The sequence below is a fragment of the Vibrio gigantis genome, assembly GCF_024347515.1.
Lineage (GTDB): Bacteria > Pseudomonadota > Gammaproteobacteria > Enterobacterales > Vibrionaceae > Vibrio > Vibrio gigantis.
In genome coordinates this window covers 3,236,276-3,262,372 of sequence record NZ_AP025492.1, presented here as the reverse complement: position 1 = coordinate 3,262,372, position 26,097 = coordinate 3,236,276, and the positions used below count along the sequence as shown (strand labels likewise).

Below are 26,097 nucleotides of genomic sequence, written 5' to 3'. Positions count from 1 at the left end.
AGATATCGAATATGAATAAGAAAATGACTCTACTCGCTGGTGCGATTAGTAGTGTGCTTAGCGGCGCGGCACTGGCTGACATCAATAATATTCTGATTACAGAATACGTAGAATCGAGTGTTGATAGTTACGCAATCAACAGCGCAATTGAGATTACCAATACAGGTACAACACCGTTCACCTTTACCGATCATGCTCTGTATTACAGCAGTTATAAAAATAAAGTTTTAAAGCCGGATGATGCAACTCCAGTATTAAAAGACGTCACCATTGCAGCTGGTGAAAGTATTGTTGTTGTGGGTGATAACGCGACGTCTGATTTGAAAGATGCAGTTGCAGCAAATAGTGCGACGATCGTTTATTCAGGCAGTTACGGCGGCATTGGGCATGACGCACTGAATTTTAACGGTGATGATCCAGTATGGATTGGTGCTGATGATAACCCAAATACCATTCACGACATTATTGGTGTTAGCGGCTCAACTTGGGGTAAAGAGGTTACTTTACGTCGTACAAAAGATGCAACAGCGCCAGACAGTTCGTATGTAGAACTGCATTGGGCTAACGTAGGTACGGATGTTTATGAAGACCTTGGTAAGCTGACTCTTGAAGAGCCACCAACGCCACCGCCGCCGCCAGTAGAAGTCACAATCGCTGAAGTGCAGGGCACAGGTAAGTTCTCTCCTCTGGTTGAAGCTGAATTTGGAACGCAATTAAAAGAAGACAAATTTTATGAGACTGAAGCGTCATACAAACTAACAGCGTATGTTGGTTACGTATTGCCAAGTGCTGGTAGTGGTCTTTCTAAAGGTTTCTTCCTTTACGATCACGATGGCAACCCGTTGACCTCAGATGGCCTGTTTGTATTCTCAAGCACTCAACCCGCCGTCGGTACAGAAGTGACTGTGGTTGGTACTGTTCGTGAATACTTTGGTCAAACACAGTTTAATATGTCAGGAAACTGGGTAGAAACTGGCAATAGCGTTACTCCTCCTAGCCCTGTTGAGTTAAAGCGTCTTCCAGAAGATGGTGCTTCCTTTGCAAATACGTTAGAGCGTCATGAGGGTATGCTCGTCAAACTTGTTGAAGACATGGATGACAATAAAGACGGCAACCAAGATATGCGCGTAACTCGTGCATTTGCTTTCGACTTCGAGCTTTACCATAAAGGCCAGTTCCGTAATAACTTGGCTCTAGCGTATGAAACACCGAACTTCCACCCGAACCAAGAGTATGTTGCAGGCAGCTTTGAATCGATCGCTAAGATTGAACAAAACCGCGATGCCACTCTGTTCCTAGACAGTGAAAAGGCACCAAGTAACGGCAAGATCCCTTACTACGCGAACTTCAGCTACGATAATCCAATTCGTATTAATGATGGCATTAAAAACGTAGAAGGTGTGATTGCCTATACCTACGATGAATATCGCTTAGTCGTGAAAGATCCTACGGCTGGTGGTTATCAGATGACAAGTGCTGATATTACTCCTAACACACCACGTCCAGTTTCAAGCTCTGGCGAGTATGACATCGTTAATGAAGAGTACGATGCAGGCTTTACGGTGAAAGTGGCGACGCAAAACGTGTTGAACTTGTTCAACTCACCATACGGTGGCAGTGCGAACCAACATGGTGATAACCGTGGCGCAGAATCGGAAGAAGAATACGAACTGCAGAAAGCAAAAATTGTAGAGGCTATCTACGGTCTAGATGCAGATATTCTTGGTTTGATGGAAATCGAGAACAACGGTTTTGGTGACTTTGGTGCAATCAAGACGCTTCTAGCTTCTGTTAACGCAAAATACAATGAAGAAGATTACGCGAAGCGCGGTGATCAAGACTCGATCCACAATCGCTATGTGTTCGTTGGTTTCGATAAGAATGGCGATACCATTTTGGATCAAAACGACACGATTGGTACAGATGCGATTACGTCGGGTTTGATTTACCGTCCGTCTAAAGTTTCGATTGTGTCAGGTAAAATTATTCAAATGCCTGAGCAGCATGCTCCGCTAGTGGAATATCCTGATGGTGGTGCAATTATTGATGGTGACGGTGCAGTTCGTGAAAGTGGTGACAACTATCAACGTAATACAGTTGCGGCGACCTTCCATGTTCTAAATACCGGTAAACGTCTAACTGTTGCGATTAACCACTTGAAATCAAAAGGTTCGACTTGTCATGAAGATTGGGTTGGTTGGGAAACTTGGGCTGATTTCGATCCGGTAAATGATGATGTTCGTAACGATGACTACCAAGGTTCGTGTGAAAACTTCCGTGTATCGGCTGCATACCAGTTAGGTACAGAAATGGCAAAAATTGGTGGCGACCAAGTGGTATTGGGTGACATGAACTCATACACCTACGAAGATCCAATGCTTGTTCTTACTGATAATCCAACTGGCAAAGACATTTACGCATCAAGCTACACCTTTGTTGGTGATGAAGTGTTTGAAAAGAATGGTCAAAAGATCACGACAACATTTGGCTACCTAAATGCGGTTGACTTGAAAACCCCAGCAGGCAAAACCGCTTGGAGTTACTCATACAACAACGAGATTGGTTCTCTGGACCACCTTCTAATCACGCCTTCATTGAAAGATCGTTTGGTGGATGCTGCTGACTGGCATATTAATGCGGCTGAATCTTCATTGAATGACTACAGCAACTACAAGAAAGCATCTGATGAGGTTTCTAACCCATTCGCTAGAGAAACACCAATTCGTTCTTCAGACCACGATCCAGCAATGGTATCGCTAGGTTACAAGTATGGCGAAGCGGGTGAGTCGAATGTGAATATTGCAGTGAAGAGCGGCCGTGCTGATATTGCATTCCCAGTTTCGGCTGACGCGAAATCTGGTGATGTTGCTGAAATCTCTATCTCTCCACGCCCACAAAATGTCTCTCTACCGAAAGTGACATTAAGTCAAGACGGTGCACAAACAGTAATGTTTGATGTGGTTGGCCTTGATACGGGTACATACACGATTTCCATGAAGCTAATGGGGGACCGTGTTGCTGCACAAAATGCTGGTGCGTCTTCGTCTCAAGTTATTGAGTCAATGACAATGACTACCAACATTAGCAAGCAAGACTCAAGCAATGTGTCGCCTGTGACTCCTGAATACGATGGTTCAGGTGGTAGCTTCGGCTTCGGTGCTTTGTTGTCACTGATTGGTCTTGGTTTCCTACGCCGCCGCCGTCAGTAACTGATAAAAGGGTTAGTAATTTTTACTAACCCTTTCTTTTGAGTAAAGCCTAGGAAACACAGCGTTAACTTGGCTGATATGGATATAAATCTGTTTACCTCTGAGGTTCAAACATGAAAAAAAGTTTAATAGCGATTGCTGTTGGTGCGGTTATCGCACCTATGGCAAATGCGAATATCATCATCTCTGAGATCACTGAAGGCTCAGGGAGCAATAAAGCAATTGAAATTGCCAATGTCGGCTCTTCTTCCGCTACTTTGGATGGATATACCGTCGATCTTGCACCAAATGGTGGTGATTGGAACAGCAGTCAATCTTTAGATGGTGTGACATTGGCGTCGGGCCAAACTTACGTCATCGTCAACGCAAGCGCTGATGCTGAACTAAAAGGCAAAGGTGACGTTGAATCTACAGTGACTTACTTCAATGGTAATGATGCAGTAGCAGTGCGAAACAATGGCAGTGTTGTTGATATCGTCGGTGCTGGCGATGGCAGTAAGTTCAATGAAAACGTTACTTTACGCCGAACGGACATGTCTCCAAGTACAACTTATGATGCGGGTAAGTTTGAAGTTGTAGATATGAATGATTGGAGTGATTTTGGCAAAGTTGAGCTAGGTGGTGGTTCCGGTGAAGTTGTTATTACTGAATATGTAGAAGGCAGCTCAAACAACAAGGCGATCGAACTCTATAACAATGGCTCTGAAGATATCGACCTAACGGGCTATAAATTAGTTCGTTATAAAGATGGTGATGAGACTCCATTGGATATGGTGATCCTTGACGGACAAACATTACCTGCGAAATCGGTACTGGTTGTTCTACACGACTCAGCAACTATAACGTTAGATGATGGCGTAAGCTCTATTACGGGTGGTTTGTATCACAATGGTGGTGATGCCGTCGGGCTGTTCAATGGTGATAGCTTAGTTGATGTTGTTGGCGAGGTTCCGACTGCGAGTGGTTGGGGTAAAGATGTTACTTTGCAAAGAAATGGTACGTCACCGTCAGCTACTTACAATGAATCGGACTGGATAGAGCTAGCGAAAGACACATTTGATGGCTTAGGTAAAGTTAATGGCTCGGTTGACCCAGATCCCGATCCGGACCCAGACCCATCGCCAGATACTCTGATCAGTGAACTCCAGGGCGATTCTTGGGCTTCTCCGTATACAGACCCAGCCAATGGTAAGTTCATTTCTGATGAAACCTTTACCGTTGAAGGCGTGATCACTGCGATTCAAAGTGAAGCGCTTGATGGTGATGTTGCAGTTGGTTTCTACATGCAAGATGAAACGCCAGACAGCGATCCAAAAACCTCTGACGGTATCTTTGTTGTCGGTGATGTAACTGGCTTAAGTGTGGGTGATAAGGTTCAGGTAACTGGCCCTGTTGAAGAAAAATTTGGTTGGACTCAAATTCCTGCAACAGCGATTAAAGCAGTAGGCACTGGCTCTGTATCGGCTGTGAACCTTGAGCAAATTGCTTCAGACTCTGAGTTCGATTTCACCTTAGAACGTCATGAAGGCATGCTTGTTAACCTAACTTCTGCGGTTGATATGCGCGTTTCACGTAGCTACAGCATGGATGATGGACCTCAGCGTTACAACCTAGTTCTTAGTCAAGGAAAAGCAAGCGTTCACCCGAACCAAGCGAACTTCCCGGGTACTGACGAAGCCGCAAAAGCAGCGGACTGTAATGATGACGCACGCTTAGTGGTTGAATCATTTACAAAAGATACTGTTGGCGCACCGGCATGGTACCCAGACTTTGCTAAAACAGATATTGATCAAAATGGTTCGACAGAAGATTTCATTCGTGTTGGCGACCGAGCAAGTAACCTTCAGGGTGTGCTTGGGTACTCTTACTCAGACTACCGTTTCTATGTAACGGAAGATGCGAACAACGATACTTTCATTGCACGTGGTAATAACCGTGACTTAGCACCTAAAGTTGATGCGGGTGACGTTCGTATTGCAACGTTTAACGCCCAAGAGTTCTTCAATAGCTTGCAGGGTGGCGGTGAGAGCAATGACTTCTTAGCATTTGATGCTACACCTGGAGCGCAAGATTCAACTCAGTTTGATCACCAAACAGCGAAGCTTGTTGCTGCGTTAACTGCATTGGATGCTGACATCGTTGGTTTGATGGAAATTGAAAACAACGGCTTTGAAGAAAGCTCAGCGATTTCTTACCTAGTAACTCAGCTTAATGCTGATCTTCCTGAGGCTAAGCAGTACAACATTGCTAGCCGTGAAGGGCTAACAACGGTAGGTGAGCTAGCGACAGCGAACTTTGTTATTTTCCGTCCGAGTACAGTTGGTTTAGATTCGCTACAAGTGATCCCTATGCCGAAGCAAGAAGCGGAAAATGGTGAGTTTACGACTCAGCATGCAGCGGTTGTGCCGGTATTCTCATTCAAAGATCGTGAAGAGAAACTTGTGGTTGCAGTAAACCATTTTGCTGATAAAGACCAAATTTGTCTAGAAGATACATCGGATGACGATCGCCAAGGCGGTTGTGAGAATCTACGTGTATCTGCTGCGGATTACCTAGGACAGAAGTTGGCAGAGATGGAAGGTGAAAAAGTCATTCTTGGTAGTCTAAATGCCTTTAATAACGAGGATGCTATCACAGTACTGACAGATCGTTCTGGCGCACCTGAAAATTACGAGATCAAGACGGCTGAGAAGACCTTTATAGGGGAAGAGTCTCTGCACGAAGAAGGCGTGGTTGTTGCCGATAGCTATGGTTTTGAAAACGTAATGGAGATTGTAGATCCAAATAGCTACAACGTAGTTCAAGGGGATGAGAATGGCAGCCTCGACTACATTCTGACCTCTGCGGGACTTAAGTCAAAAGTTATTGGTGCAACCCATTGGAATATCAATGCGGGTGAATCTCAAACACTGGATGCTAAGCATGAACTTGGTCAAGCGTACTCTGACTCGTTCCGCGCAGCAGGGCATGATCCAGTTGTACTATCGATTGCCTTTGCCGGTAAACCAATTGACCCAGTTGATCCTGTATTCCCTGACCCAGACCAACCTGTACAGCCAGGGACACCAGTCGAGCTTCCTGATGAGCCTATTAATGAACCTCGTCCACAGGCCCCTATCGGTGGCGGTACCTTTAATCACTTTGTTGACCTCACTAAGAATTCAGATTCTGCTTACTTAAAAGTGGGAGACGAAGTGTCGGTGAGCTTCAATAATGCAACTCAAGCCTTTGTCGCGACTTCTTCAAATGTTCAAAAAGACGTTCTTGATCAGTTCGAAATTGCGCTGGGTTGGACGGAAGTACCTATCTCAGGTTTAGAAGTTGGTGACTACACAGTAACAACAGCTGTTGAAGGTAAAGTGATTGAAACGCAGCAAGTGTCTATTACTCAAATGAGTGATTCTGGCAGCGATGGTGGTTCATTTGGCCTAGGTGGTCTATTGAGCTTACTAGGACTTGGCTTCCTACGTCGTCGTTTTAACAAGTAACCTCATTGCATAAAGGAGTAGGGGCCTCGTTGTCCCTAATTAAAAGTATGAAAAAGACACTACTGACTTTACTTATCCCGTGTGCATTCAGTGTTAATGCGGCATATGAACAAGCACATGATCCACATGTTGTCGGCACGCTACCTAAGGTAACGTGTCAAACAACGATTGTTGAGCCGCCAATCCCACCAGGCGAGGTTTATAACCCTGATGGGTACTACGATAGTGCACTTGATAAATCAGGTGATGAGCTGAAAGCGGCTCTGAATGCCATTATTTCTACGGGTATTACGAAACTTCCTTACACCGATAACTCTTCACCTGATGCAATGGATGTTTGGAAAGCGTTGATGATCACGGATGAAGATCCGATGGACAGTAATAACGTAATCTTGATGTACACAGGGCGCTCACAAGCAAAAGATACCAAGGATACAGGATCGGGTGGTGATTCATGGAATAGAGAACATAGCTATCCGAAGTCTAATGGCGGGTTCAATGATAGCCGTGCCTCAGCATATACGGATATCCACCACTTACGCCCTACAGATTCATCCATCAACAGTGAGCGTAGCAACTTAGAGTTCGATAATGGTGGTTCTCCAACATCAGAATCACCTGAAGCGGGTAATAAAAAAGATAGCGATTCATTTGAGCCCCGTGATGAGGTGAAGGGTGACGTAGCTCGTATGATGTTCTACATGGCAACACGCTATGAAGGCAAAAATGACGATGATGCATCTAACCCAGATCTTGAATTGGTTGCTTCTGTTGTCGATAACGGTACGGCTTTGGGTAATGTTTGTCGCTTACTAGAATGGAATATCCAAGATCCAATCGATGATTTTGAATTTAATCGCAACACTAAGATTCAAGACATCCAGGGTAACCGTAACCCATTCGTTGATAATGCACAGTGGGCTGAGTCGATCTTCCGTAAAGACTGTACCGAGTAATTGATATGTTTATCATAGCTTAGATAGTGATAAGTATAAGGCCAGCATTTGCTGGCCTTAATTTTAGCTATGTTGTGCTTGGGGCTTGCCTTTCTTTTTGCTTACTGCACAATACACCCTGTTATTTCTTCAGTACTACTACGATTTCGACCCATGTTACTTATCATCGATAACTACGACTCCTTTACCTATAACTTGTATCAGTATTTCTGTGAGTTAGGGGTAACTGTAAAAGTTGTACGCAACGATGAGATTGATATCGCAGGCATCGAAGCGCTGAATCCTAGTCACCTTGTTATCTCTCCGGGTCCTTGTACGCCGGATGATGCAGGAATCTCTCTGCAAGTTATAGAACACTTCGTTGGCAAACTACCTATCTTAGGGGTGTGTCTTGGTCATCAAGCTATTGCTCAAGTGTTTGGCGGTGAAGTAGTGAGAGCCAGACAAGTGATGCACGGTAAAACTTCTCCGATACGCCACAATGGCAAGAGTGTTTTTCAAGGATTGAACAACCCGTTGACCGTGACACGTTACCACTCACTCGTGGTGAAAAATGGCACGCTACCAGACTGCTTTGAACTGACTTCTTGGACGGAATTTGAAGATGGCAGCATGGATGAGATCATGGGTTATCAACACAAAACCTTGCCGATTGATGCAGTGCAATTTCACCCGGAATCGATTAAAACTGAGCAAGGACACCAGCTTCTTGCTAACTTCCTAGCACGCTGAGTGTTTAAATTTGACCCGTTCCCCGTCTAAATAAGCCAGTTAAACCTGTCAGTCCATTCGTTAAGCGTTTAAATTCGGGCTTTACGCACCTCTCTCCCCCTGACGCTGATCACTTTTTATAACATTTCTCTCTCGCTTCGCTAAGTTTTTAGCCTATGCAAAATTATTCGCCTTATTTCCTCTCGAACCCTATATACCGCTGTGCCAGTAAGGCTTTGCTATTGCTGGTTATATGTTTAGGTAAAAAAAGCTTCATAAAACAGATTAATTGATGCATAAATAGTCATAGGTAGTGACGTTTAGCTGGTTGTTAGGGATGGCTAAAGAATAATCTACTATTGAAAAGGTTAATTAAATGTAAATATAATGCTGCAGCGGGATTATGGCGAGACAAAATATCTTTGTCTCACTTATGAACCATTACGCTTATTTGCGAAGCTTGCGGTATCGAGAAGGAATGTACGATGACAGTGGAAAATAAAGTAGAACGTAGTCTGTTTAATGAGGTGATGGTGCCTTGTTATAACCCAATGGAAATGATCCCGGTAAAAGGGGAAGGCGCACGCGTTTGGGACCAACAAGGCCGAGAGTATATCGACTTTGCTGGTGGTATCGCTGTGAGCTGTTTGGGTCACTGTCACCCGGCAATGGTTAACGCAGTTACTGAGCAAGCAAACAAGATTTGGCACCTAAGTAACGTGATGACCAACGAACCTGCACTGCGTCTAGCGAAAAAGCTAACAGACGTATGTTTTGCCGAAAAAGTATTCTTTGCAAACTCTGGCGCGGAAGCGAACGAAGCAGCTCTAAAGCTAGCTCGTCGTTGGGCGGCAGATGTTCACGGTCCTGAGAAATCTGAAATCATTGCATTCAAACAAGGTTTCCACGGTCGTACTTTCTTTACTGTAACGGTTGGTGGTCAAGAAGCTTACTCTGATGGCTTCGGTCCAAAACCTGGCGATGTGACTCACCTGCCTTACAATGATATTGCAGCGCTAGAAGCGCACATCTCTGATCGCACTTGTGCCATCATGATGGAACCTCTGCAAGGCGAGGGCGGTATCATTTCTCCAACGTCTGAATTCGTGAACACAGTTCGTGAACTGTGTGACAAACACAATGCACTGCTTATCTTTGATGAAGTACAAACCGGTAACGGCCGTACTGGTAACTTTTATGCTTACCAAGGTCTAGGTGTAACACCAGACATCTTGAGCACTGCTAAATCACTGGGTGGTGGTTTTCCTATTGGTGCCATGCTTACGACGACTGAATTAGCGACACATCTAAAAGTCGGTACGCATGGCTCTACTTACGGTGGTAACCCACTGGCGTGTGCTGTTGCAGAAGCGGTTGTTGATGTGGTTAGCCAACCTGAAACATTAGCAGGCGTGAAAGAGCGTGAAGCATTGTTCCGTGATGGTCTTGCTAAGATTAACGATAAGTACCAAATCTTCAGTGAAGTTCGTGGCAAAGGCCTGCTACTAGGTGCTGCACTTAACGAAAAGTGGCAAGGCCGTGCGCGTGACGTATTAGTAGCAGCAGGCGAACAAGGCTTGATGGTACTGGTTGCAGGTGCAAACGTGGTTCGTTTCACGCCATCATTGGTCATTACTACACAAGAAATTGAAGAAGGCCTATCAAAACTAGATAAAGCAATCGCTACGCTAGTTTAGCCTGAGCGGCGTCATAGGAATGATCGCCAATAGAGCGATCCCATGACGTTCTGCTAAAGGCCCAAGCTTCTGGTTTTGGGCCTATTTTGCATCTGGAGGGAATATTGATGCTAGTTGTTCGCCCAATAAAACTATCTGATTACGATGCGCTGCATACCTGCGCTGTTGAGTCAGGACATGGATTCACATCTCTTCCGGTTAACGAAGAACTGTTAACTAACCGTATTACTCATTCTGAATACAGCTTTGCCAAACAAGACGTGACTGAACCCGGTGATGAAGGCTACCTAATGGTTGGCTTCGACACTGAAACGGGTGAAGTCGCCGGTACGACAGGCATCGAAGCTTCAATCGGCTGGGATGTTCCGTTTTACTCTTACCACATCAGCAAAGTGGTTCACTCATCGCAAAAGCTTGGCGTGAATAACGTCGTGAAGCTTTTGACTTTCGGTAATAACTACACCGGATGCAGTGAGATCTGCACACTGTTCTTGCGCCCTGACTTCCGTGGTGGCCTGAACGGCCGTTTAATGTCGAAGTGCCGATTCCTGCTTATGGCAGAGCATCCAGAGCGATTCTCGAAAACGATTTTTGCTGAGATGCGCGGTGTATCAGATGCCGAAGGTAACTCGCCATTCTGGCAATGGTTGCAAGAGCATTTCTTCTCTATTGACTTCACGCTCGCCGACTACCTAACCGGTATTGGTAAGAAAGGCTTCATTGCTGACTTAATGCCGAAGCTGCCTATCTATGTGAATCTACTGAGCAAAGAAGCTCAGGCGGTGATTGGAGAGGTTCATGACAATACGCGTCCTGCACTTAAGTTGCTAGAACGTGAAGGTTTCACTAACCGTGGTTATGTCGACATTTTTGATGCAGGCCCAACGGTTGAGTGTGATTTAAGAAACATTGAATCAGTGCGTCATGCGATTCGAGCACAGGTTCAAATTGCAGAGCATTCTAGCTCTAAAGATTTCCTAATTGGTAATACCTCGTTTGAGAACTTCCGCGCAGTAGCCGCGAAAGGCGCGTATGACCAAGCAAGCGACACAGTGATTTTATCATCTGAAGTAGCAAGCGCTCTTGAAGTAAAAGAAGGCGAATTCGTTCGCATGTTGGCTCAGTAAGAGCGGCGATTATCTGTCGAAGATTTTAAGGATAGAAGTATGACTCAGTGGATAGCAGGACAGTGGGTGGCAGGTCAAGGTGACGCCATGACATCAGTAAGCCCATACAATAATGAAGTAGTGTGGCAGGGGGATAGCGCAACACCAGCACAGGTTGAATCTGCAGTAGCAGCAGCTCGTGAAGCCTTTTTAGTTTGGAAAAAACTGAGCTTTGCAGAGCGTGAAGCGATCGTGTTGAATTTTGCTGAAAAAGTTAAAGAGAACAGCGAAGAAATTGCACAGATCATCGCCAAAGAAACGGGCAAGCCGATCTGGGAAACTCGTACTGAAGCGGGCGCTATGGCGGGCAAGATAGCTATCTCTATTCGTGCTTACCACGAACGTACTGGTGAAGCTTCGCGTGAAGCGGCAGGCAACCAAATCGTACTGCGTCATCGTCCATTAGGCGTAATGGCGGTATTTGGCCCTTATAACTTCCCTGGTCACCTACCTAACGGTCATATTGTTCCAGCACTGCTATCGGGTAATACCGTGGTATTTAAACCGTCAGAGCAGACACCTTGGACTGGTGAGTTTGCGATGAAACTATGGCAAGAAGCTGGCCTACCTGCTGGCGTGATTAACCTAGTACAAGGTGCCAAAGAGACAGGCATCGCACTGGCTGATGCTAAAGGCCTTGATGGCGTGTTATTCACAGGTAGCGCTAACACGGGTCACATCCTTCACCGTCAATTCGCGGGTCAACCGGGCAAGATGCTGGCACTAGAGATGGGTGGTAATAACCCTATGGTGATCAGTGACCAATACGGTGATGCAGACGCAACGGTATACACCATAATCCAATCGGCGTTCATCAGTGCTGGTCAACGTTGTACATGTGCTCGTCGCCTGTATGTTCCTGTTGGTGAGAAGGGCGATCTGCTTCTCGATAAACTGGTCGCGGCTACGCAAAAGATTCGTGTTGATCAGCCATTCGCGGAACCTGCTCCTTTCATGGGCCCTCAGATCTCAGAAGCTGCAGCTAAGTTCATTTTGGACGCGCAAGCTAATCTGCAATCGCTAGGCGGTGTCAGCCTAGTAGAAGCAAAAGCGGGCGAAGCGGCGTTTGTTTCTCCGGGTATTATCGATGCAACCAACATTGCTGAGTTGCCAGATGAAGAGTACTTTGGTCCATTGCTGCAAGTGGTTCGTTACCAATCGTTAGAGCAAGCGGTAGAGTTAGCTAACGACACACGCTTTGGTTTATCTGCTGGTTTAGTATCAACAGACGATTCTGAATGGGAATACTTTGTTGACCATATCCGCGCGGGTATTGTTAACCGTAACCGCCAGCTAACAGGCGCAAGTGGTGATGCACCATTTGGAGGCCCGGGCGCTTCAGGTAACCTACGCCCAAGTGCTTACTACGCGGCGGATTACTGTGCTTACCCAATGGCTTCAATGGAAGGTGGTGAAACTCAACTGCCAGCTACGTTTAGCCCAGGTATCGAGCTGTAGTTTAGATTGATATTGAGCTAAGGCTCATTGATTAGTTATGAAATAAGGAAGCGGCGTATCGCTTCCTTATTTTAACCACGCTCAGCGTCAAGATTGGGCGGTAGATAATAATAGAACAAGTATGTCACAGGCTGATGGCTGCTGACTTTGTGTCTCAGTCTTTCCCTTTCTAATCCAAATTACTAGCTTGCTAGAACCTCTGACAAGGAGTCACCATGACGCCCGATCTACTCTTTAAATCTCTATGGGACGATTACATTCACAGGCTTTGCCCATCGGCAGAGAAAGTACATCATTTGCTAAAAGAAGATGAAGCGCTGATCAATGATCACATTGCACTGCGTACTTTCAATGTTGCCCCTCTAGGTATTGAAACGTTAGCTAAACCTTTCCTTGAGTTAGGCTATAAGGCATGTGGCGATTACCTGTTTGAGAGCAAGAAGCTAGTGGCAAAACACTACGAGCACCCAGACCCAAAACAACCGAAAGTGTTCATTAGTGAATTGAAGGTTGAAGAGTGTTCAAATGACTTACAACAGATCGTTGCTAAGTTGGTTGAGCAGGTTGATGCAAGCAAGCTTCAAGGTCATGAGTTCTTGTTTGGTGGTCGCCAATGGGATTTGAGTTTCGCTGATTTTCAAGTACTAGCAAAAGAGAGTGAATACGCGTCTTGGCTAGCGGCTCACGGTTATGGCGCCAACCACTTCACGGTTAGTGTCAATCAACTGAACAAGTTCGATGAAGTTCAGGCTGTGAATGACTACCTAAGTGAGTCGGGATTCACAATCAATGCATCTGGCGGTGAGGTAAAAGGCTCTCCAGAGGTTCTATTAGAGCAATCATCAACAATGGCGGACAAAGTGCCAGTGGCATTTGTTGAAGGCAATGAGATGATTCCTGGCGGCTTCTATGAGTTCGCTAAGCGTTATGCAATGGCGAATGGTGAGCTTTATACCGGTTTTGTCGCTGCATCAGCGGATAAGATCTTCGAAAGCACCAACGGATAAAAGAAGATACGTGCACGGGCTTTGCCCTAGAGACTAGGGTACGCTTCGCTTCGAGAATGTTTACAAGGCGAGAGCCTCATGTGTTCCATTCGTATCTTGTATCTGATCTTTAGATAATAAAAAAGCCACCAAATTCGCATTTGGTGGCTTTCAAATTTTTGGCTCAGTTAATCGAGATTAACGAGTGCCGTATACCACGATAGTTTTACCGTGTGCAGAAATTAGGTTCTGCTCTTCAAGCATCTTCAAGATACGACCTACTGTCTCACGAGAACAACCAACGATCTGGCCAATCTCTTGACGAGTGATCTTGATTTGCATGCCGTCAGGGTGAGTCATTGCATCTGGCTGTTTCGCTAGGTTTAGTAGCGTTTGAGCGATACGACCTGTTACGTCAAGGAACGCTAAGTCACCAACCTTTTGGCTAGTTACTTGTAGACGGTTTGCCATTTGCGCAGAAAGGCGCATTAGGATGTCTGGGTTCACTTGGATAAGTTGACGGAATTTCTTGAAAGAAATCTCAGCTACTTCACAAGGAGATTTAGCACGAACCCAAGCTGTACGCTCTTGGTCTTCTTCGAACAAGCCAAGCTCACCGATGAAGTCGCCTTGGTTTAGGTAAGAAAGAATCATTTCCTTACCTTCTTCGTCTTTGATAAGAACTGCCACAGAACCTTTAACGATGTAGTACAAGGTTTCTGCCTTTTCACCAGCATGAATCAAAGTACTTTTTGAAGGGTACTTATGAATATGACAGTGTGAAAGGAACCACTCTAATGTTGGATCGGTTTGAGGTTTACCTAGAACCATAATATCTCACTTCCTCTGCAGGGTATGCTTGCCGCTTTCCGTATTTTAGCTAAGCCTGGATTGACTTTTAGGATAAGAGCACTCGTTGAGCGCTGCAAGCTATCTTGTGTTTCGTTTAAGAATAGTATCCTTTTTCAGGTACTATTTCTTGATTTTAATCGTGACCAAGCTACGATTTTTTACGCAAAATTGTGCACATGATCACGGTATGAAAAGTAATCAACCAGAATGTTGTTTTGTTAACCTATTTTTCCGGTTTCGATGAGTTGTTGTAGAATTGGCCTCACAATGAGCTCCATAGCAAAACTCATCTTGCCTCCAGGTACTACGAGCGTGTTATGACGAGACATAAACGAGCCATCAATCATAGCCAGAAGGTAGGGGAAATCGACATTTTTGATGCCACGCAAACGTATAACCACGAAGCTTTCGTCTAAACTCGGAATCCCTTTGGCGTTAAGTGGGTTCGATGTATCTACGGTTGGAACACGCTGAAAGTTGATATGAGTACGCGAAAATTGCGGGGTAATGTAGTTAAGGTAATCATCCATTGAACGAACAATGGAGTCCATTACTGCTTCGCGTGAGTGGCCACGATCGCGGGTATCACGAACGAATTTTTGGATCCATTCTAGGTTTACGATCGGTACCATGCCGATCAGCAAGTCGACGTGTTGAGAAACGTTAATGTCACCATCAACCACACCGCCGTGCAGGCCTTCGTAAAACATCACATCGGAATTTTCAGGGATATCTTGCCATGGCGTGAAGGTGCCCGGCATTTGATTGTAAGGCACGGCTTCATCGAAGGTGTGTAGGTAGCTACGTACCTTACCTGTACCTTCGTTACCGTATTTACGGAAGAATTCTTCTAGCGCACCAAAGTCGTTGGCTTGTGGACCAAAGTAGCTGATGTGCTTACCTTGCTCGCGCGCTTTGCGGATTTCGACATCCATTTCTGGTCGAGTGAAGCGATGGAAACTATCCCCTTCAACCCAAGCAGCCTTCACGTCCATCATATTGAACATTTTTCGGAAGGCTTCTGAGGTAGTGGTGGTGCCGGCTCCAGATGAACCCGTCACCGCAATAATTGGATGTTTAGCGGACATGACAACCCTTGTCTTTTGAGTAACTTACTTGTTAGCAATCGTTTACCACTATAACACGGCTCCTTTATGAGCGCAGCCTAGAAGCGTTTTGTGACTTGAATATCAACGGTTTCATGGAGCTCAGAAAACACGATACTGACTTCTCCTGAAGCTAATTGATGTTTCACTTGGTCAATCTTGTTTTGCAGTGAAACCTCTACATCGCCGTAATCTGTACCTTCACGCAGCACGAATTCTTTGATGAGGTTTTCTAGCGTCTCAGGCTCGATATCTTTCCATGGGATGATCATAAATACTTCTCTCTTTTATGTTCATTAGGGCGTGTTGATCTTTCGTGGTTAAATTTTGTTCGAGATAAAAGCGTTTTAATCGCGGCGAGGGAGAAGTAGCCTAGTCATTCTAAGTAAATCTCCCTCAACAATGAGTAAAACGCTTTTAGCCGAACCCTCCGGGCTGCGTTTGCTGGTCATTTCTACTGCGTTATCGGCCTCTCATGTAGGCTAGCTACACATCAAAGCCTCTGCCTTGTATAAATACCCAGCAACTCGCTGCAAAAATCAGCTCGAAAGGTCAACACGCCCTGGTAGGTTGTTGATGTGTGTTTAGTGATTTTTTGAACACAGCCCAATTAGGGCTGCGCTATCTTATCAAGCTTTCGCGTTTATATTTAGCAGGCTTAGCTGTTATGCCGAATCTTGAATACTTTCATAGTAGGCAGGCAGCGCTTCTTCTAACCAAAACCTTGGTTTGAGTGTACTACCAGTAATAAACCCAACATGCCCGCCTTTTTGAAACAGCCGATAATCGATGTTATCGGGCAGAACGAACTTTGGGATTACAGCATCTGTCATGAAAGGATCGTCTTTGGCATGAATGATCTGAGTCGGCAGTTTAATCCGATTCAATTTAGGCAAGGCTGAGCATTGTGCGTAATAGTCTTGTGCATTCTTGAACCCGTGCAGAGGCGCTGTGATTCGTTCATCAAACTCATACAACTTGTCGATCTTTTTGATACTTTCCGCTGAGATGCCAATCTTTTCTTGTAGCAGCTTATGTTTCTTCAACGCATTCGATTTCAACGAATTGAGCAGGTACTTCTTATAGAGCTTGGAAAAGCCTTGTTCGATACGACTTGAGCAACAAGCAAGGTCAAAGGGTGCTGAAACAATTGTAGCCGCTGATATTAACGGATCATCTGCGTAATCGGCGAGATAATTAGCCAACATGTTGCCGCCTAGCGAAATGCCAACCGCCACCTTAGGGTTATTGGGAAATCTTGAATGCAGATGTCTCAAAAAGAAGCGAGCATCTTCTACCTCTCCAGAGTGGTAAGCTCGAGCCAAGCGATTCGGTTTTCCGCTACAACCTCTGAAGTGCATCATTACAGATAACCAACCATCCTTAGCAAACGCGTTCATCAGTCCATTGGCGTATGGGCTCTCAAAGCTCCCCTCTAATCCATGGAACAGAATGAAGATAGGTTTGTTGCTCGTTAGTTCATCGTTATCTGGTGATTCACTCCAAGCAAGGTCTAGGAAATCGCCATCAGGCGTTTCTAAGGTTTGCCATGTAGGATGGAACAACGCCTGCTTTCTGATAAACCTTGGCACTAAAGTTTGTAAGTGTGGGTTAGATAAACCAGCCGCTGCGGTAAATATGGTCATAAAACAGTCCGTGCTTTTTATGGGCTTTGAAAAGTATTAAGTATTGCGATGCGCCCACGTTTTTATTTGAGCTTGGTTGATTCTCGGTGCAAGCGCAAGCCTTTCACTGAGACTCAATGTAAAAACATGTTGTGAGTAACTGATTGAATATTATCAAACTTGTACGAGCTAGTTTCTGCTTGCTATGAGTACGCGTTTGCTAGGTGCACCTAAGTATTAGTACGAGAGTAAGCTTGTACCGGAACAACTCAAAAGAGAAAGAAAATGAGTTAAGGCTGAGGGGCGGGTTCAGAAAATGCGTCATAGAGGTTTTCTGCCCCGAGTAGACGACAATATTGCAGAGCCAGTGGCGCTTGTTGATTGGTGAACAGTTGCAGTGAGTTGATACAGTCGACAAGATCGGATTGCTGCTGCTTCTCAAGTTGCAGTTCAAATTGTAAGGCTTCACGGTAGAGAGAGTCGACAACATGCTCTTTAAGGTGTTTACGTAACTCTCGATAACTATGAAGTAAGGTTTCGGAGCGGCTTAAGCACTGTTGTACTTTGTGCCACTCTTCTTCTGCAAAAGACATTTGCTGCTCATCGAGCCATTTGAGGAGCAGCAGTAGATTGACGTTGCCGTGGAACTGGTTTTGCAAAGCTAAGCACGCATCTTTAACACCGCGCACACTGTAATACTGAAGGCTAAATTGCCATAGTCGTTCCAGTGTTAGTGATATTGGGGCGTGCTTTGGGCTCATAAGCTATCCATATCCTGTTCCATCTGCTCAAGCTCTTCTTGAGTGGACATCCAATCCATTTCAACTTCTTCAAGTTGTGACTTACTGCTCGCTTGTAGGGCGAGTACTTCATTCAGTTTAGCCTTATTTTCAGCTTCATACAGTGAAGTGTCGGATAATTGTTGCTCGGCTTCTTCAAGAGCAAGCGTCAGTTTATCCATCTGCTTTTCAAATTGAGTCAGCTTTTTACGGATTGGTGCGGTTAATTTACGGAACTCAGCTTCTTTACGCTTTTGCTCTTTTTTCGCAGCAGCACTGTTGGCGCCATCTTTCGCTGGAGCCTGGGCTTGTGCTTCTTTGCGTTCCACTTTTTGCTGTTCGGTTAGCCACTTGTAGTAATCGTTCAGGTCACCGTCAAACGGCGCAACTTGGCGGTCGTGTACAAGGTACAGGTCATCAGTGGTTGCACGAAGTAGGTAACGGTCGTGCGATACGATAACCATCGCGCCTTCAAACGTCTGTAGAGCAAATGTCAGCGCCTGACGCATGTCGAGATCCAAGTGGTTGGTTGGTTCATCGAGTAGCAACAGATTTGGTTTTTGCCATACCAGCAGTGCCAATACTAAACGTGCTTTCTCACCACCTGAGAATGGTGCCACTTTATCCAGTGCTTTTTCACCTTGGAAGCCAAAGCTACCTAAGTAATCACGCAGTTGCTGCTCGGTGTGTTTTGGGGCAATCTGCATCATGTGTTGTAGCGGTGTTTCTTCAGGGTGCAGGGTTTCTAATTGGTGCTGTGCAAAGTAACCAATCTTAACGCCTTGTGAATAGCTCAATTCACCGCCTTGCTGTTTCAGTTCGCCAGAAAGCAGTTTAATCAGTGTTGATTTACCAGCACCATTTCGACCAAGTAGACCAATACGGCTGCCTGGTACTAGATTCAAGCGAATCTTTTCTAGAATCAGATTGTCATCGTAGCCTGCAGATACTTCGTCCATCATCATGATTGGGTTTGGTAGTGCGTCTGGTTCTCTGAACTCAAAGCTGAATGGGTTATCAAACTGAGCAGGCAGCACTTGTTCCATTTTCTCTAGTGCTTTAATACGGCTTTGCGCTTGGCGAGCCTTTGACGCTTTGTAACGGAAACGGTCAATGTAGCTCTGCATGTGAGACATCTGCTTCTGCTGCTTTTGGTACATTGCTTGTTGCAGAATCAGCTTTTGCGCTCGCTGGGTTTCGAACGATGAGTAGTTACCCGTGTATTCATTGAGCTGTTGATTTTCAACATGCACGATGCGGTTGACGATAGGGTCTAAGAAGTCTCTATCGTGCGAGATAAGCACTAGCGTGCCAGGGTAGCTTTGTAACCAACGCTCTAGCCACATTACTGCGTCTAAGTCCAAGTGGTTGGTTGGTTCATCGAGTAGCAGTAAGTCACTGCGGCACAGTAGGGCTTGCGCTAGGTTCAAACGCATGCGCCAACCACCTGAGAATTGAGTCAGGTTCCATGCCATTTGTTCTTGGCTAAAGCCTAAGCCGTCTAGTAGCTCCGCAGCTCGCGCTTTGATGCTGTAACCACCTATTGTCTCAATCTTGCCGTGGATTTCTGCTACCAAGGTGCCGTTGTCGGCTTGTTCAGCTTTCTCTAGTTGATCTTCAAGGCCACGATATTCGCGGTCGCCATCAATCACGTATTCAATTGCTGTTCTTTCTAATGCTGGTGTTTCTTGGGCAACCCAAGCCATTTCCCAATGGGCAGGTTTGCTGAATGAGCCTGCATCAATAGACAGTTCGTCCTTAATTAAGGCGAATAGCGTAGATTTACCACAGCCGTTTTTACCAACCAAACCGATCTTGTCGCCGGGGTGAAAAGTCGCAGATGCTTGGTCTAGGAGTGGCTTACCGCCGCGTAGCAATTGAATATCAGAGAAAGTAATCATAATTGAAGTAGCATAGAAATTAGAGGTGAACAGACGCCTGCATAGTAGGCTGAAACCAGATAAAAGTCGATCACAATGCAATTTGCGTTATGATGCCAATAACATATTAATAACTTTTGCTTAAATTCTTGTGGCCTTGCCACCGTTTAGCTTTCAAAGGAATGTTTCAAAGGAATGAGTAATACTCCCTCGACAGACAAACCCGTGCCAAAGGTGCTGGTCATCTATGCGCACCCAGAGCCGCAAACCTCTATCGCTAACCAGATCATGGTTAAAAAGATAGAGTCACTTGGGAATGTCAAAATTCACGATCTCTACGCCATCTATCCGGACTTCTTTATTGATGTGCCTTCCGAGCATGAATTACTGCTTGAATATGATGTGATTGTGTTCCAACACCCTTTGTTTATGTATTCATGTCCTTCATTGTTGAAAGAGTGGTTTGATCGCGTCTTAGGCAAGGGTTTTGCATTTGGTGAGCAAAGCGCACTTAAGGGTAAATACTGGCGTAGCGTTATCACAACCGGTGGTAAAGAAGAGGCGTTTGGTGCCGCAGGCTATAATAAATATCCATTACAAGAGATTTTGCAACCATTCGAGCTAACCGCGGCTTTGTGTCAGATGAATTGGATATCCCCTTTGGTTTTACACTGGGCGCGCAATGTCACCGATATGACGCGTTACCAACACGCAGAAGCGTATCGAAATTGGTTGCGAGACCCGCTACAAGATATAGGAGCAGATGATGGCTCTGACTAATGATTTTCTACAAAGTAGCGTTATATTTTTAGCGGCTGCTGTGGTTGCGGTTCCTATTGCGCAGCGAGCTGGCTTGGGGTCAGTACTCGGTTACCTATTAGCTGGTGTAGCTATTGGCCCGTGGGGACTTGGCTTAATCAGTGACGTAGAGGCGATTCTGCACTTCTCCGAATTCGGGGTGGTACTGCTGCTCTTTCTGATTGGCTTAGAACTTAACCCCAAAAAACTGTGGCAGATGCGAGCCCCCATCCTCGGGTTAGGTGGCGCGCAAGTGCTGATTACCACTCTGATCATCACCGCTATCGCCTGTATGTTCGGTTTAACTTGGCAAACGAGTCTAGTAATAGGTATGGGCTTAGCACTGTCTTCGACCGCGATTGCCTTGCGTGTTATTGAAGAGCGAGAACTTGGTGGCAAAGAAGCTGGGCAATCTGGCTTTGCGGTTTTGTTATTCCAAGATATTGCCGTGATCCCTATGTTGGCGATGTTGCCACTACTGGCAGGTAACACCGGCGGCAGCTGGGCGGACATGCTTTGGATGCTGGGTGGCGTGATTGGTTTACTGGTCGGTGGTCACTTCTTGTTGAGACCGCTATTCCGATACGTAGTAATGAGTGGTGTACGTGAATTGTTCACCGTCGCAGCACTGTTATTGGTAATTGGTATTGCCGTGATCATGCAACAGATTGGCTTGTCGATGGCATTGGGTACTTTCCTAGCTGGCGTACTTCTGGCTGAAAGTGAATATCGACACGAGCTTGAAATCGCCATCGACCCATTCAAAGGGTTATTGCTTGGTTTGTTCTTTATTTCTGTGGGGATGGCGGTGAACTTAGGCTTACTCGCTGAAAGCCCATTCGCGATACTGATTGCCGTTTCTGCATTGGTCGTATTGAAAGGCTTAGTGCTCTATGCGCTGGCTCGAATCTTTGGTACTCAGCCCAAAGCCCGTAGCCGAATGGCGATGATTCTCAGCCAAGGTGGTGAGTTCGCTTTCGTTATTTTTACCGCGGCGAGTGCGCAGGGCATCTTAAGTGGCGAACAAGTGTCGTTCTTATTGGTGGTTGTGAGCCTTTCAATGGTAACCACGCCATTGATGCTCAAGCTGCAAGACCGATTCTTTGCTCGTCAACTTAACCAAATCAGTGAAAACGCAATGTCTTCGGATGTTGTCGATCGCAGTCCTCGAGTGATCATTGCAGGCTTTGGTCGTTTTGGTCAGATCATTGGTCGCTTGATGTATGCCAATAAGATTCGTATTACCGTTCTTGAGAGTGATGCCAGCCAAATCCATATCCTTAGAAAGTTTGGCTACAAGGTCTTTTACGGAGACTCGACTCACCTAGAACTGTTACGCGCAGCCGGTGCTGATAAAGCAGAGGCGATTGTGCTGTGTACAGACTCTCCAGACGAAATCATGAAAACTGTAGATCTATGTAAGCAGCACTTCCCACGTTTAAAGATCTTAGCGCGTGCCCGAAGTCGTGTTGAAGCGTATCAATTACTTAACCACGGTGTGAGTAACTACTCTCGTGAAACCTTCCTTGGGGCACTGGATTTAGGTCGTCAAACATTGACTGAACTTGGCATGCATCCATATAAAGCGAAGCGAGCAGAAGCACACTTTAGAAAGTTGGATAATGGTATGCTGAAAGAGTTACTGCCTCAGCATAACGAAGATGCTGAGCTAGCCCAAAGAGCGAAAGAGGCTCGTAAAGAACTTGAAGAGATCTTTGGACATGAGATGGAAAACGATCACCAATCTCGAAACTATTGGCAGTAGCTCGAATTGGAACTAATAGCTTGAGCTAACAGATATAGCCTGAGCATAGAAGTAACAGATTAAAGAACCAATCTAATAATAAACGCGGTCTCTGTTTAGTCTTTAACAAAGCTAGAGCGGAAGAACCGCGAATCCAGAGTAGTAAAGGATATGAACGTGAAACAGAAAAAACGCTTTATCGCAGGGGCAAGCTGCCCAAGTTGCAATACTCAAGACACACTCCGTTGGTGGATTGAGAATAATATCGAGCTGGTGGAATGTGTCGATTGTGACTTCACAGAGCAGCGTAAACCGAAAACTGTAGAGAAGTCTGAACACGCGAATCAAGAAATGATCGGCATTTTTAAGCCTGAATGATTGAGTTTCGTTAATTGATCCCCATAATATCCGGGTACAGAATTTTTCCTAAGCTCAACTGTTTGAGCTTAGTCCAAACCTCCTTGGAGCTCTCATGAAAATTGAAAAGAACGTAGTAGTTAGTGTTGCATATCAAGTGAAACTTGAAGATGGCGTAGTAGTTGACCAATCAACTGCAGAAGCTCCACTAGATTACCTTCATGGTCACAACAACCTAATTACAGGTCTTGAAAAAGAGCTTGAAGGCAAAGTAGCTGGTGACAAGTTCTCTGCAACTGTTACTCCAGAAGATGCTTACGGCGAGCACAACGATGCACTAGTTCAACGTGTTCCAGCTGACGTATTCCAAGGTGTTGAGCAAATCGAAGTTGGCATGCGTTTCCTAGCGGATACTGACCAAGGTCCAATTCCTGTTGAAGTGACTGAAGTAGACGGCGACGAAGTTGTTGTTGATGGCAACCACATGCTAGCGGGCCAAACTCTAACGTTTGACGTTGAAGTTGTAGCGGTTCGTGAAGCGACTGAAGAAGAAGTTCAACACGGTCACGTACATCAAGAAGGCGGCTGTGGCGGTCACGACCATGATCATGACCACGAAGGCGGTTGCTGTGGTGGCGAAGGCCATGACCACGCTGAAGAGAAAAAAGACGGCTGCTGCGGCGGCGGTAGCTGTGGTTCCCACTAATACCGAAATAACGGTTTAGTCTAAGAATCTTGAAAGCCTCCCTTGTGGAGGCTTTTTTGCGTATTGGCGCCGAGCTTTTTGACTTGGTTTTTTATCTACAGAGCCAAGCATTCGCAAAAGTTTGGTTTTCGCTATCAGACATCGAATTATGGATGTGGTATTGATAGCACAACATTATAAGACGACGTCAGTGGAGAGTTCGCATGTCACAACCTTTTTCAATTGCCATTCATGGTGGAGCAGGAACCATCTTGCGAGAGCAAATGAGCGATGAATTAAAAATGGGTATTACCGAGGCTTTGGAAAAGTCGGTTTTGGCGGGCTATCAAGTATTGCAAGCGGGTGGTGATGCTCTGGATGCGGTAGTGGCATCGGTCAAGGTGATGGAAGACAGTCCGCACTTTAATGCAGGTAAGGGCTCTGTTTTTACGCATGATGAGTTTGTAGAGATGGATGCGTCGGTGATGCACGGTCGTGACATGGATGCGGGTGCCATTGCTGGTGTTCGCCACATTAAAAACCCGATTGAACTGGCTCGCGATGTGATGCTGAAAAGCGAGCATGTATTGTTGATTGGAGAAGGGGCCGAGAAGTTTGCCTTTGAACACGACTATACCTTTACCGAACAAGACTATTTCTTCACTGAGCGCCGCTACGATCAGCTTCAATCGATGAAAGAGAAAGGTATCTTTGCTCTGTCTGAAGCGAAATACGACGAACAACAAGCTCAGAAATATCCAGATGATAAAAAGTACGGCACGGTGGGAGCTGTTGCATTAGACCAAGCGGGCAATTTAGCAGCGGCCACTAGTACCGGTGGCGTGACCAATAAGAAATACGGTCGTGTGGGTGACTCTCCGATCATTGGTGCAGGAACCATCGCTGAAAATGGCAACGTTGCCGTTTCAACAACGGGGATGGGCGAGTTCTTCCTACGTAAGATGGTTGCCAGTGATGTGGCAGCACGAATGCGTTATCTAAAAGAAGATGTGCATACGGCTTGTGAAACCATCATTCAAGGTGAATTAAAAACCATGGGCGGTGAAGGCGGTTTAATTGCGGTTGATGGGCAAGGTGATATTCATTTTGGTATGAACAGCTCTGGGATGTATCGTGCAAGTGTTGATACCGAAGGCAGAGTGGAAGTTAAAATCTATGCTGATGATTAAGTGTGTATCGGCTTAATTTAACGTTAGCTTATACTTCACACATACTTAATACACAAAAGGGCGACAGATGATATCTGTCGCCCTTTTGTTTTAAGATTTCTAACGATATGCGTAGTTAGAACCAGCTCGTTATTTTGAACTGCACTTAATAATGTGGAGGTGGCGTCTCTTCTGATGCGTCAGCTAGGTTAGAGCCATCCATATTCTTCACTTTGCCGACCACGAATTTCATCTGGTCTTGCATTCTAGTGATCAGCATCTGTTGTTGGCTAAGTGCCTCATTGAGTTCTTCAATGGTCTGTTCTTGGAAAGCTAATTGACACTCAAGGTCATTCACGCGGCTTTCTAGTTGTTCAACTCGCTTTTCTGTCATCGTTCTTAATCCACATTCCAAGCTTGGGCTATGCCCGCAGAGGTGCCCGATATCACACGGTTCTTATCATCAAAGGCTGCATCATACACTACCGCACGAGGAGGGCGAGTATCTTTTAGTGGCTCTGCATCGTGTCGTGAAAGTCGTTTGCCATCCTGAGTATCCCAAACGCTCACTTGGCTGGATGGTGTGCCCGTCACCAACATACTGCCGTCATCAGAAAAACGAGCACTCGAGAAAATCAATTGTCGAGACCAGCTTTGTAGCTGTGCCTGAGGCTTGCCTGTTTCAAGATCCCAGATCATCGCTTGATTGCCGCCATCAGAGGTAAAAGCGAGTTCACCATCACGTTGTAGCGCTACTCGTACCACTCTTTGTTCATGCTCAAAGGTGCGCAATACCAAGCCCGACTCGGTATCCCAAAGGTAGGCTTTGTAGTCGTTACCCCCCGATAAGGCGTAGCGACCATTGGAAGAAAGGGACACGGAATTAACTTTTTCTCGGTGAGCGAGGAACTCCAGACGGCGTCCGGTGACTAAGTCCACATAGATGGCTTTACCGTTAGAAAGGCCAAGCAATACTTTTTCACCATTGCTAGAGATATCGACATCGCGAATTAAGCCATCGGAGATAGACCATAGCCCTTCAGCTTGTGTCCAAGATAGGTCCCAAACGGCGAAGTTCATCTGGCTTGCGGTAATGGCAAAGCGGCCATTGTCCGAGATACGGATACGCGATACTTGGTTTTCTAATTGATCTTGTGGGCCGAGTTGCGCTAACTCTTTGTTTTCGGCAAGGTCCCAAAACAGCAGTTGTTTTTGCTGAGAGTAGAGTAGGGCGAAGCGTCCATCTCTGCTAAGGGCAAAGCTGGTGGCACCATTGGGTTCAATTTCCCAACGCTGCTCATCATCTTGGAAGAAAAAACATCCATTTAACAAGGTGATGACAATTGTACATAGCAATGAGTGGAAAAATATTCGCATCACATCTAATAATCCGGTTTGTGTCGAAAGACATATGACTAGTATATTGTTATA

The 26,097-nt window shown here is 45.6% G+C and carries 21 protein-coding genes; 13 read left to right on the top strand and 8 right to left on the bottom strand.

The window, feature by feature from the left end; all coding sequences use genetic code 11:
- Window positions 1-11 precede the first annotated feature (11 nt).
- The 8 genes from OCV56_RS14680 to OCV56_RS14645 all read left to right on the top strand — a co-directional run bounded on the left by OCV56_RS14680 (window position 12) and on the right by OCV56_RS14645 (window position 13,692).
- Entirely contained in the window at window positions 12-3,209 is a 3,198-nt protein-coding gene (locus OCV56_RS14680) for an ExeM/NucH family extracellular endonuclease (RefSeq protein WP_086715768.1), read from the top strand.
- A gap of 113 nt (window positions 3,210-3,322) precedes the next feature.
- Window positions 3,323-6,697, top strand: a complete 3,375-nt coding sequence (locus OCV56_RS14675; protein WP_086715767.1) for an ExeM/NucH family extracellular endonuclease — start codon at window positions 3,323-3,325, stop codon at window positions 6,695-6,697.
- Window positions 6,698-6,744: 47 nt separating this feature from the next.
- Entirely contained in the window at window positions 6,745-7,653 is a 909-nt protein-coding gene (locus OCV56_RS14670) for an endonuclease I family protein (protein ID WP_086715765.1), read from the top strand.
- Window positions 7,654-7,806: 153 nt separating this feature from the next.
- Complete coding sequence (locus OCV56_RS14665; protein WP_009848915.1) at window positions 7,807-8,385, top strand: aminodeoxychorismate/anthranilate synthase component II; 579 nt, start codon at window positions 7,807-7,809, stop codon at window positions 8,383-8,385.
- Between the two features lie 464 nt (window positions 8,386-8,849).
- The gene (locus OCV56_RS14660) at window positions 8,850-10,061 is read left to right on the top strand and encodes an aspartate aminotransferase family protein (protein ID WP_086715763.1); all 1,212 of its coding nucleotides are present in this window, start codon (window positions 8,850-8,852) and stop codon (window positions 10,059-10,061) included.
- A 107-nt stretch (window positions 10,062-10,168) separates the two neighbouring features.
- Window positions 10,169-11,188 (top strand): arginine N-succinyltransferase, encoded by a 1,020-nt coding sequence (gene astA, locus OCV56_RS14655; RefSeq protein ID WP_029405654.1) that lies wholly within the window; start codon window positions 10,169-10,171, stop codon window positions 11,186-11,188.
- Between the two features lie 39 nt (window positions 11,189-11,227).
- On the top strand, window positions 11,228-12,685 hold the full coding sequence (gene astD / locus OCV56_RS14650; RefSeq protein ID WP_086715761.1) for a succinylglutamate-semialdehyde dehydrogenase: 1,458 nt from the start codon (window positions 11,228-11,230) through the stop codon (window positions 12,683-12,685).
- Window positions 12,686-12,900: 215 nt separating this feature from the next.
- Window positions 12,901-13,692 (top strand): DUF1338 domain-containing protein, encoded by a 792-nt coding sequence (locus OCV56_RS14645; protein ID WP_086715760.1) that lies wholly within the window; start codon window positions 12,901-12,903, stop codon window positions 13,690-13,692.
- Window positions 13,693-13,869: 177 nt separating this feature from the next.
- Here the strand turns inward: OCV56_RS14645 and crp are convergent, their stop codons facing one another.
- The 6 genes from crp to OCV56_RS14615 form a co-directional block, all read right to left on the bottom strand.
- The gene (gene crp / locus OCV56_RS14640) at window positions 13,870-14,502 is read right to left on the bottom strand and encodes a cAMP-activated global transcriptional regulator CRP (protein ID WP_004729651.1); all 633 of its coding nucleotides are present in this window, start codon (window positions 14,500-14,502) and stop codon (window positions 13,870-13,872) included.
- A gap of 239 nt (window positions 14,503-14,741) precedes the next feature.
- A complete protein-coding gene (locus OCV56_RS14635; protein ID WP_086715758.1) occupies window positions 14,742-15,611 on the bottom strand; it encodes a phosphoribulokinase in 870 nt (289 codons plus the stop codon).
- A gap of 77 nt (window positions 15,612-15,688) precedes the next feature.
- Entirely contained in the window at window positions 15,689-15,901 is a 213-nt protein-coding gene (locus OCV56_RS14630; RefSeq protein WP_086715756.1) for a YheU family protein, read from the bottom strand.
- Window positions 15,902-16,294: 393 nt separating this feature from the next.
- Entirely contained in the window at window positions 16,295-17,275 is a 981-nt protein-coding gene (locus OCV56_RS14625) for a hydrolase (protein WP_086715753.1), read from the bottom strand.
- 269 nt (window positions 17,276-17,544) lie between these two features.
- Window positions 17,545-18,015 carry a TIGR02444 family protein gene (locus OCV56_RS14620; RefSeq protein WP_086715751.1) on the bottom strand — a complete coding sequence of 157 codons (471 nt, stop codon included), beginning with the start codon at window positions 18,013-18,015 and terminating at the stop codon, window positions 17,545-17,547.
- Window positions 18,012-19,934, bottom strand: a complete 1,923-nt coding sequence (locus OCV56_RS14615; RefSeq protein WP_086715750.1) for an ABC transporter ATP-binding protein — start codon at window positions 19,932-19,934, stop codon at window positions 18,012-18,014. The genes OCV56_RS14620 and OCV56_RS14615 overlap by 4 nt, the downstream gene beginning before the upstream one ends.
- 174 nt (window positions 19,935-20,108) lie before the next feature.
- Here OCV56_RS14615 and kefG point away from each other — a divergent pair, with 174 nt between their 5' ends.
- From kefG to OCV56_RS14590, 5 genes are all read left to right on the top strand, one after another.
- Window positions 20,109-20,693 carry a glutathione-regulated potassium-efflux system ancillary protein KefG gene (gene kefG / locus OCV56_RS14610; RefSeq protein WP_086715748.1) on the top strand — a complete coding sequence of 195 codons (585 nt, stop codon included), beginning with the start codon at window positions 20,109-20,111 and terminating at the stop codon, window positions 20,691-20,693.
- Window positions 20,680-22,476 (top strand): glutathione-regulated potassium-efflux system protein KefB, encoded by a 1,797-nt coding sequence (gene kefB, locus OCV56_RS14605; RefSeq protein ID WP_086715746.1) that lies wholly within the window; start codon window positions 20,680-20,682, stop codon window positions 22,474-22,476. Before kefG ends, kefB begins: the two co-directional genes overlap by 14 nt.
- Window positions 22,477-22,632: 156 nt before the next feature.
- Window positions 22,633-22,833, top strand: a complete 201-nt coding sequence (locus OCV56_RS14600; protein WP_029235422.1) for a YheV family putative zinc ribbon protein — start codon at window positions 22,633-22,635, stop codon at window positions 22,831-22,833.
- A gap of 94 nt (window positions 22,834-22,927) precedes the next feature.
- On the top strand, window positions 22,928-23,518 hold the full coding sequence (slyD, locus tag OCV56_RS14595; RefSeq protein WP_086715744.1) for a peptidylprolyl isomerase: 591 nt from the start codon (window positions 22,928-22,930) through the stop codon (window positions 23,516-23,518).
- Window positions 23,519-23,721: 203 nt separating this feature from the next.
- Window positions 23,722-24,687: an isoaspartyl peptidase/L-asparaginase family protein gene (locus OCV56_RS14590; RefSeq protein WP_086715742.1), complete on the top strand. Its 966-nt coding sequence runs from the start codon at window positions 23,722-23,724 to the stop codon at window positions 24,685-24,687.
- Between the two features lie 145 nt (window positions 24,688-24,832).
- Here the strand turns inward: OCV56_RS14590 and OCV56_RS14585 are convergent, their stop codons facing one another.
- Together OCV56_RS14585 and OCV56_RS14580 are read right to left on the bottom strand one after the other, a co-directional pair.
- A complete protein-coding gene (locus tag OCV56_RS14585; RefSeq protein ID WP_009848930.1) occupies window positions 24,833-25,060 on the bottom strand; it encodes a SlyX family protein in 228 nt (75 codons plus the stop codon).
- 5 nt (window positions 25,061-25,065) lie between these two features.
- Window positions 25,066-26,043, bottom strand: coding sequence for a WD40 repeat domain-containing protein (locus tag OCV56_RS14580; protein WP_086715741.1), 978 nt, complete (start codon window positions 26,041-26,043; stop codon window positions 25,066-25,068).
- Window positions 26,044-26,097 lie beyond the last annotated feature (54 nt).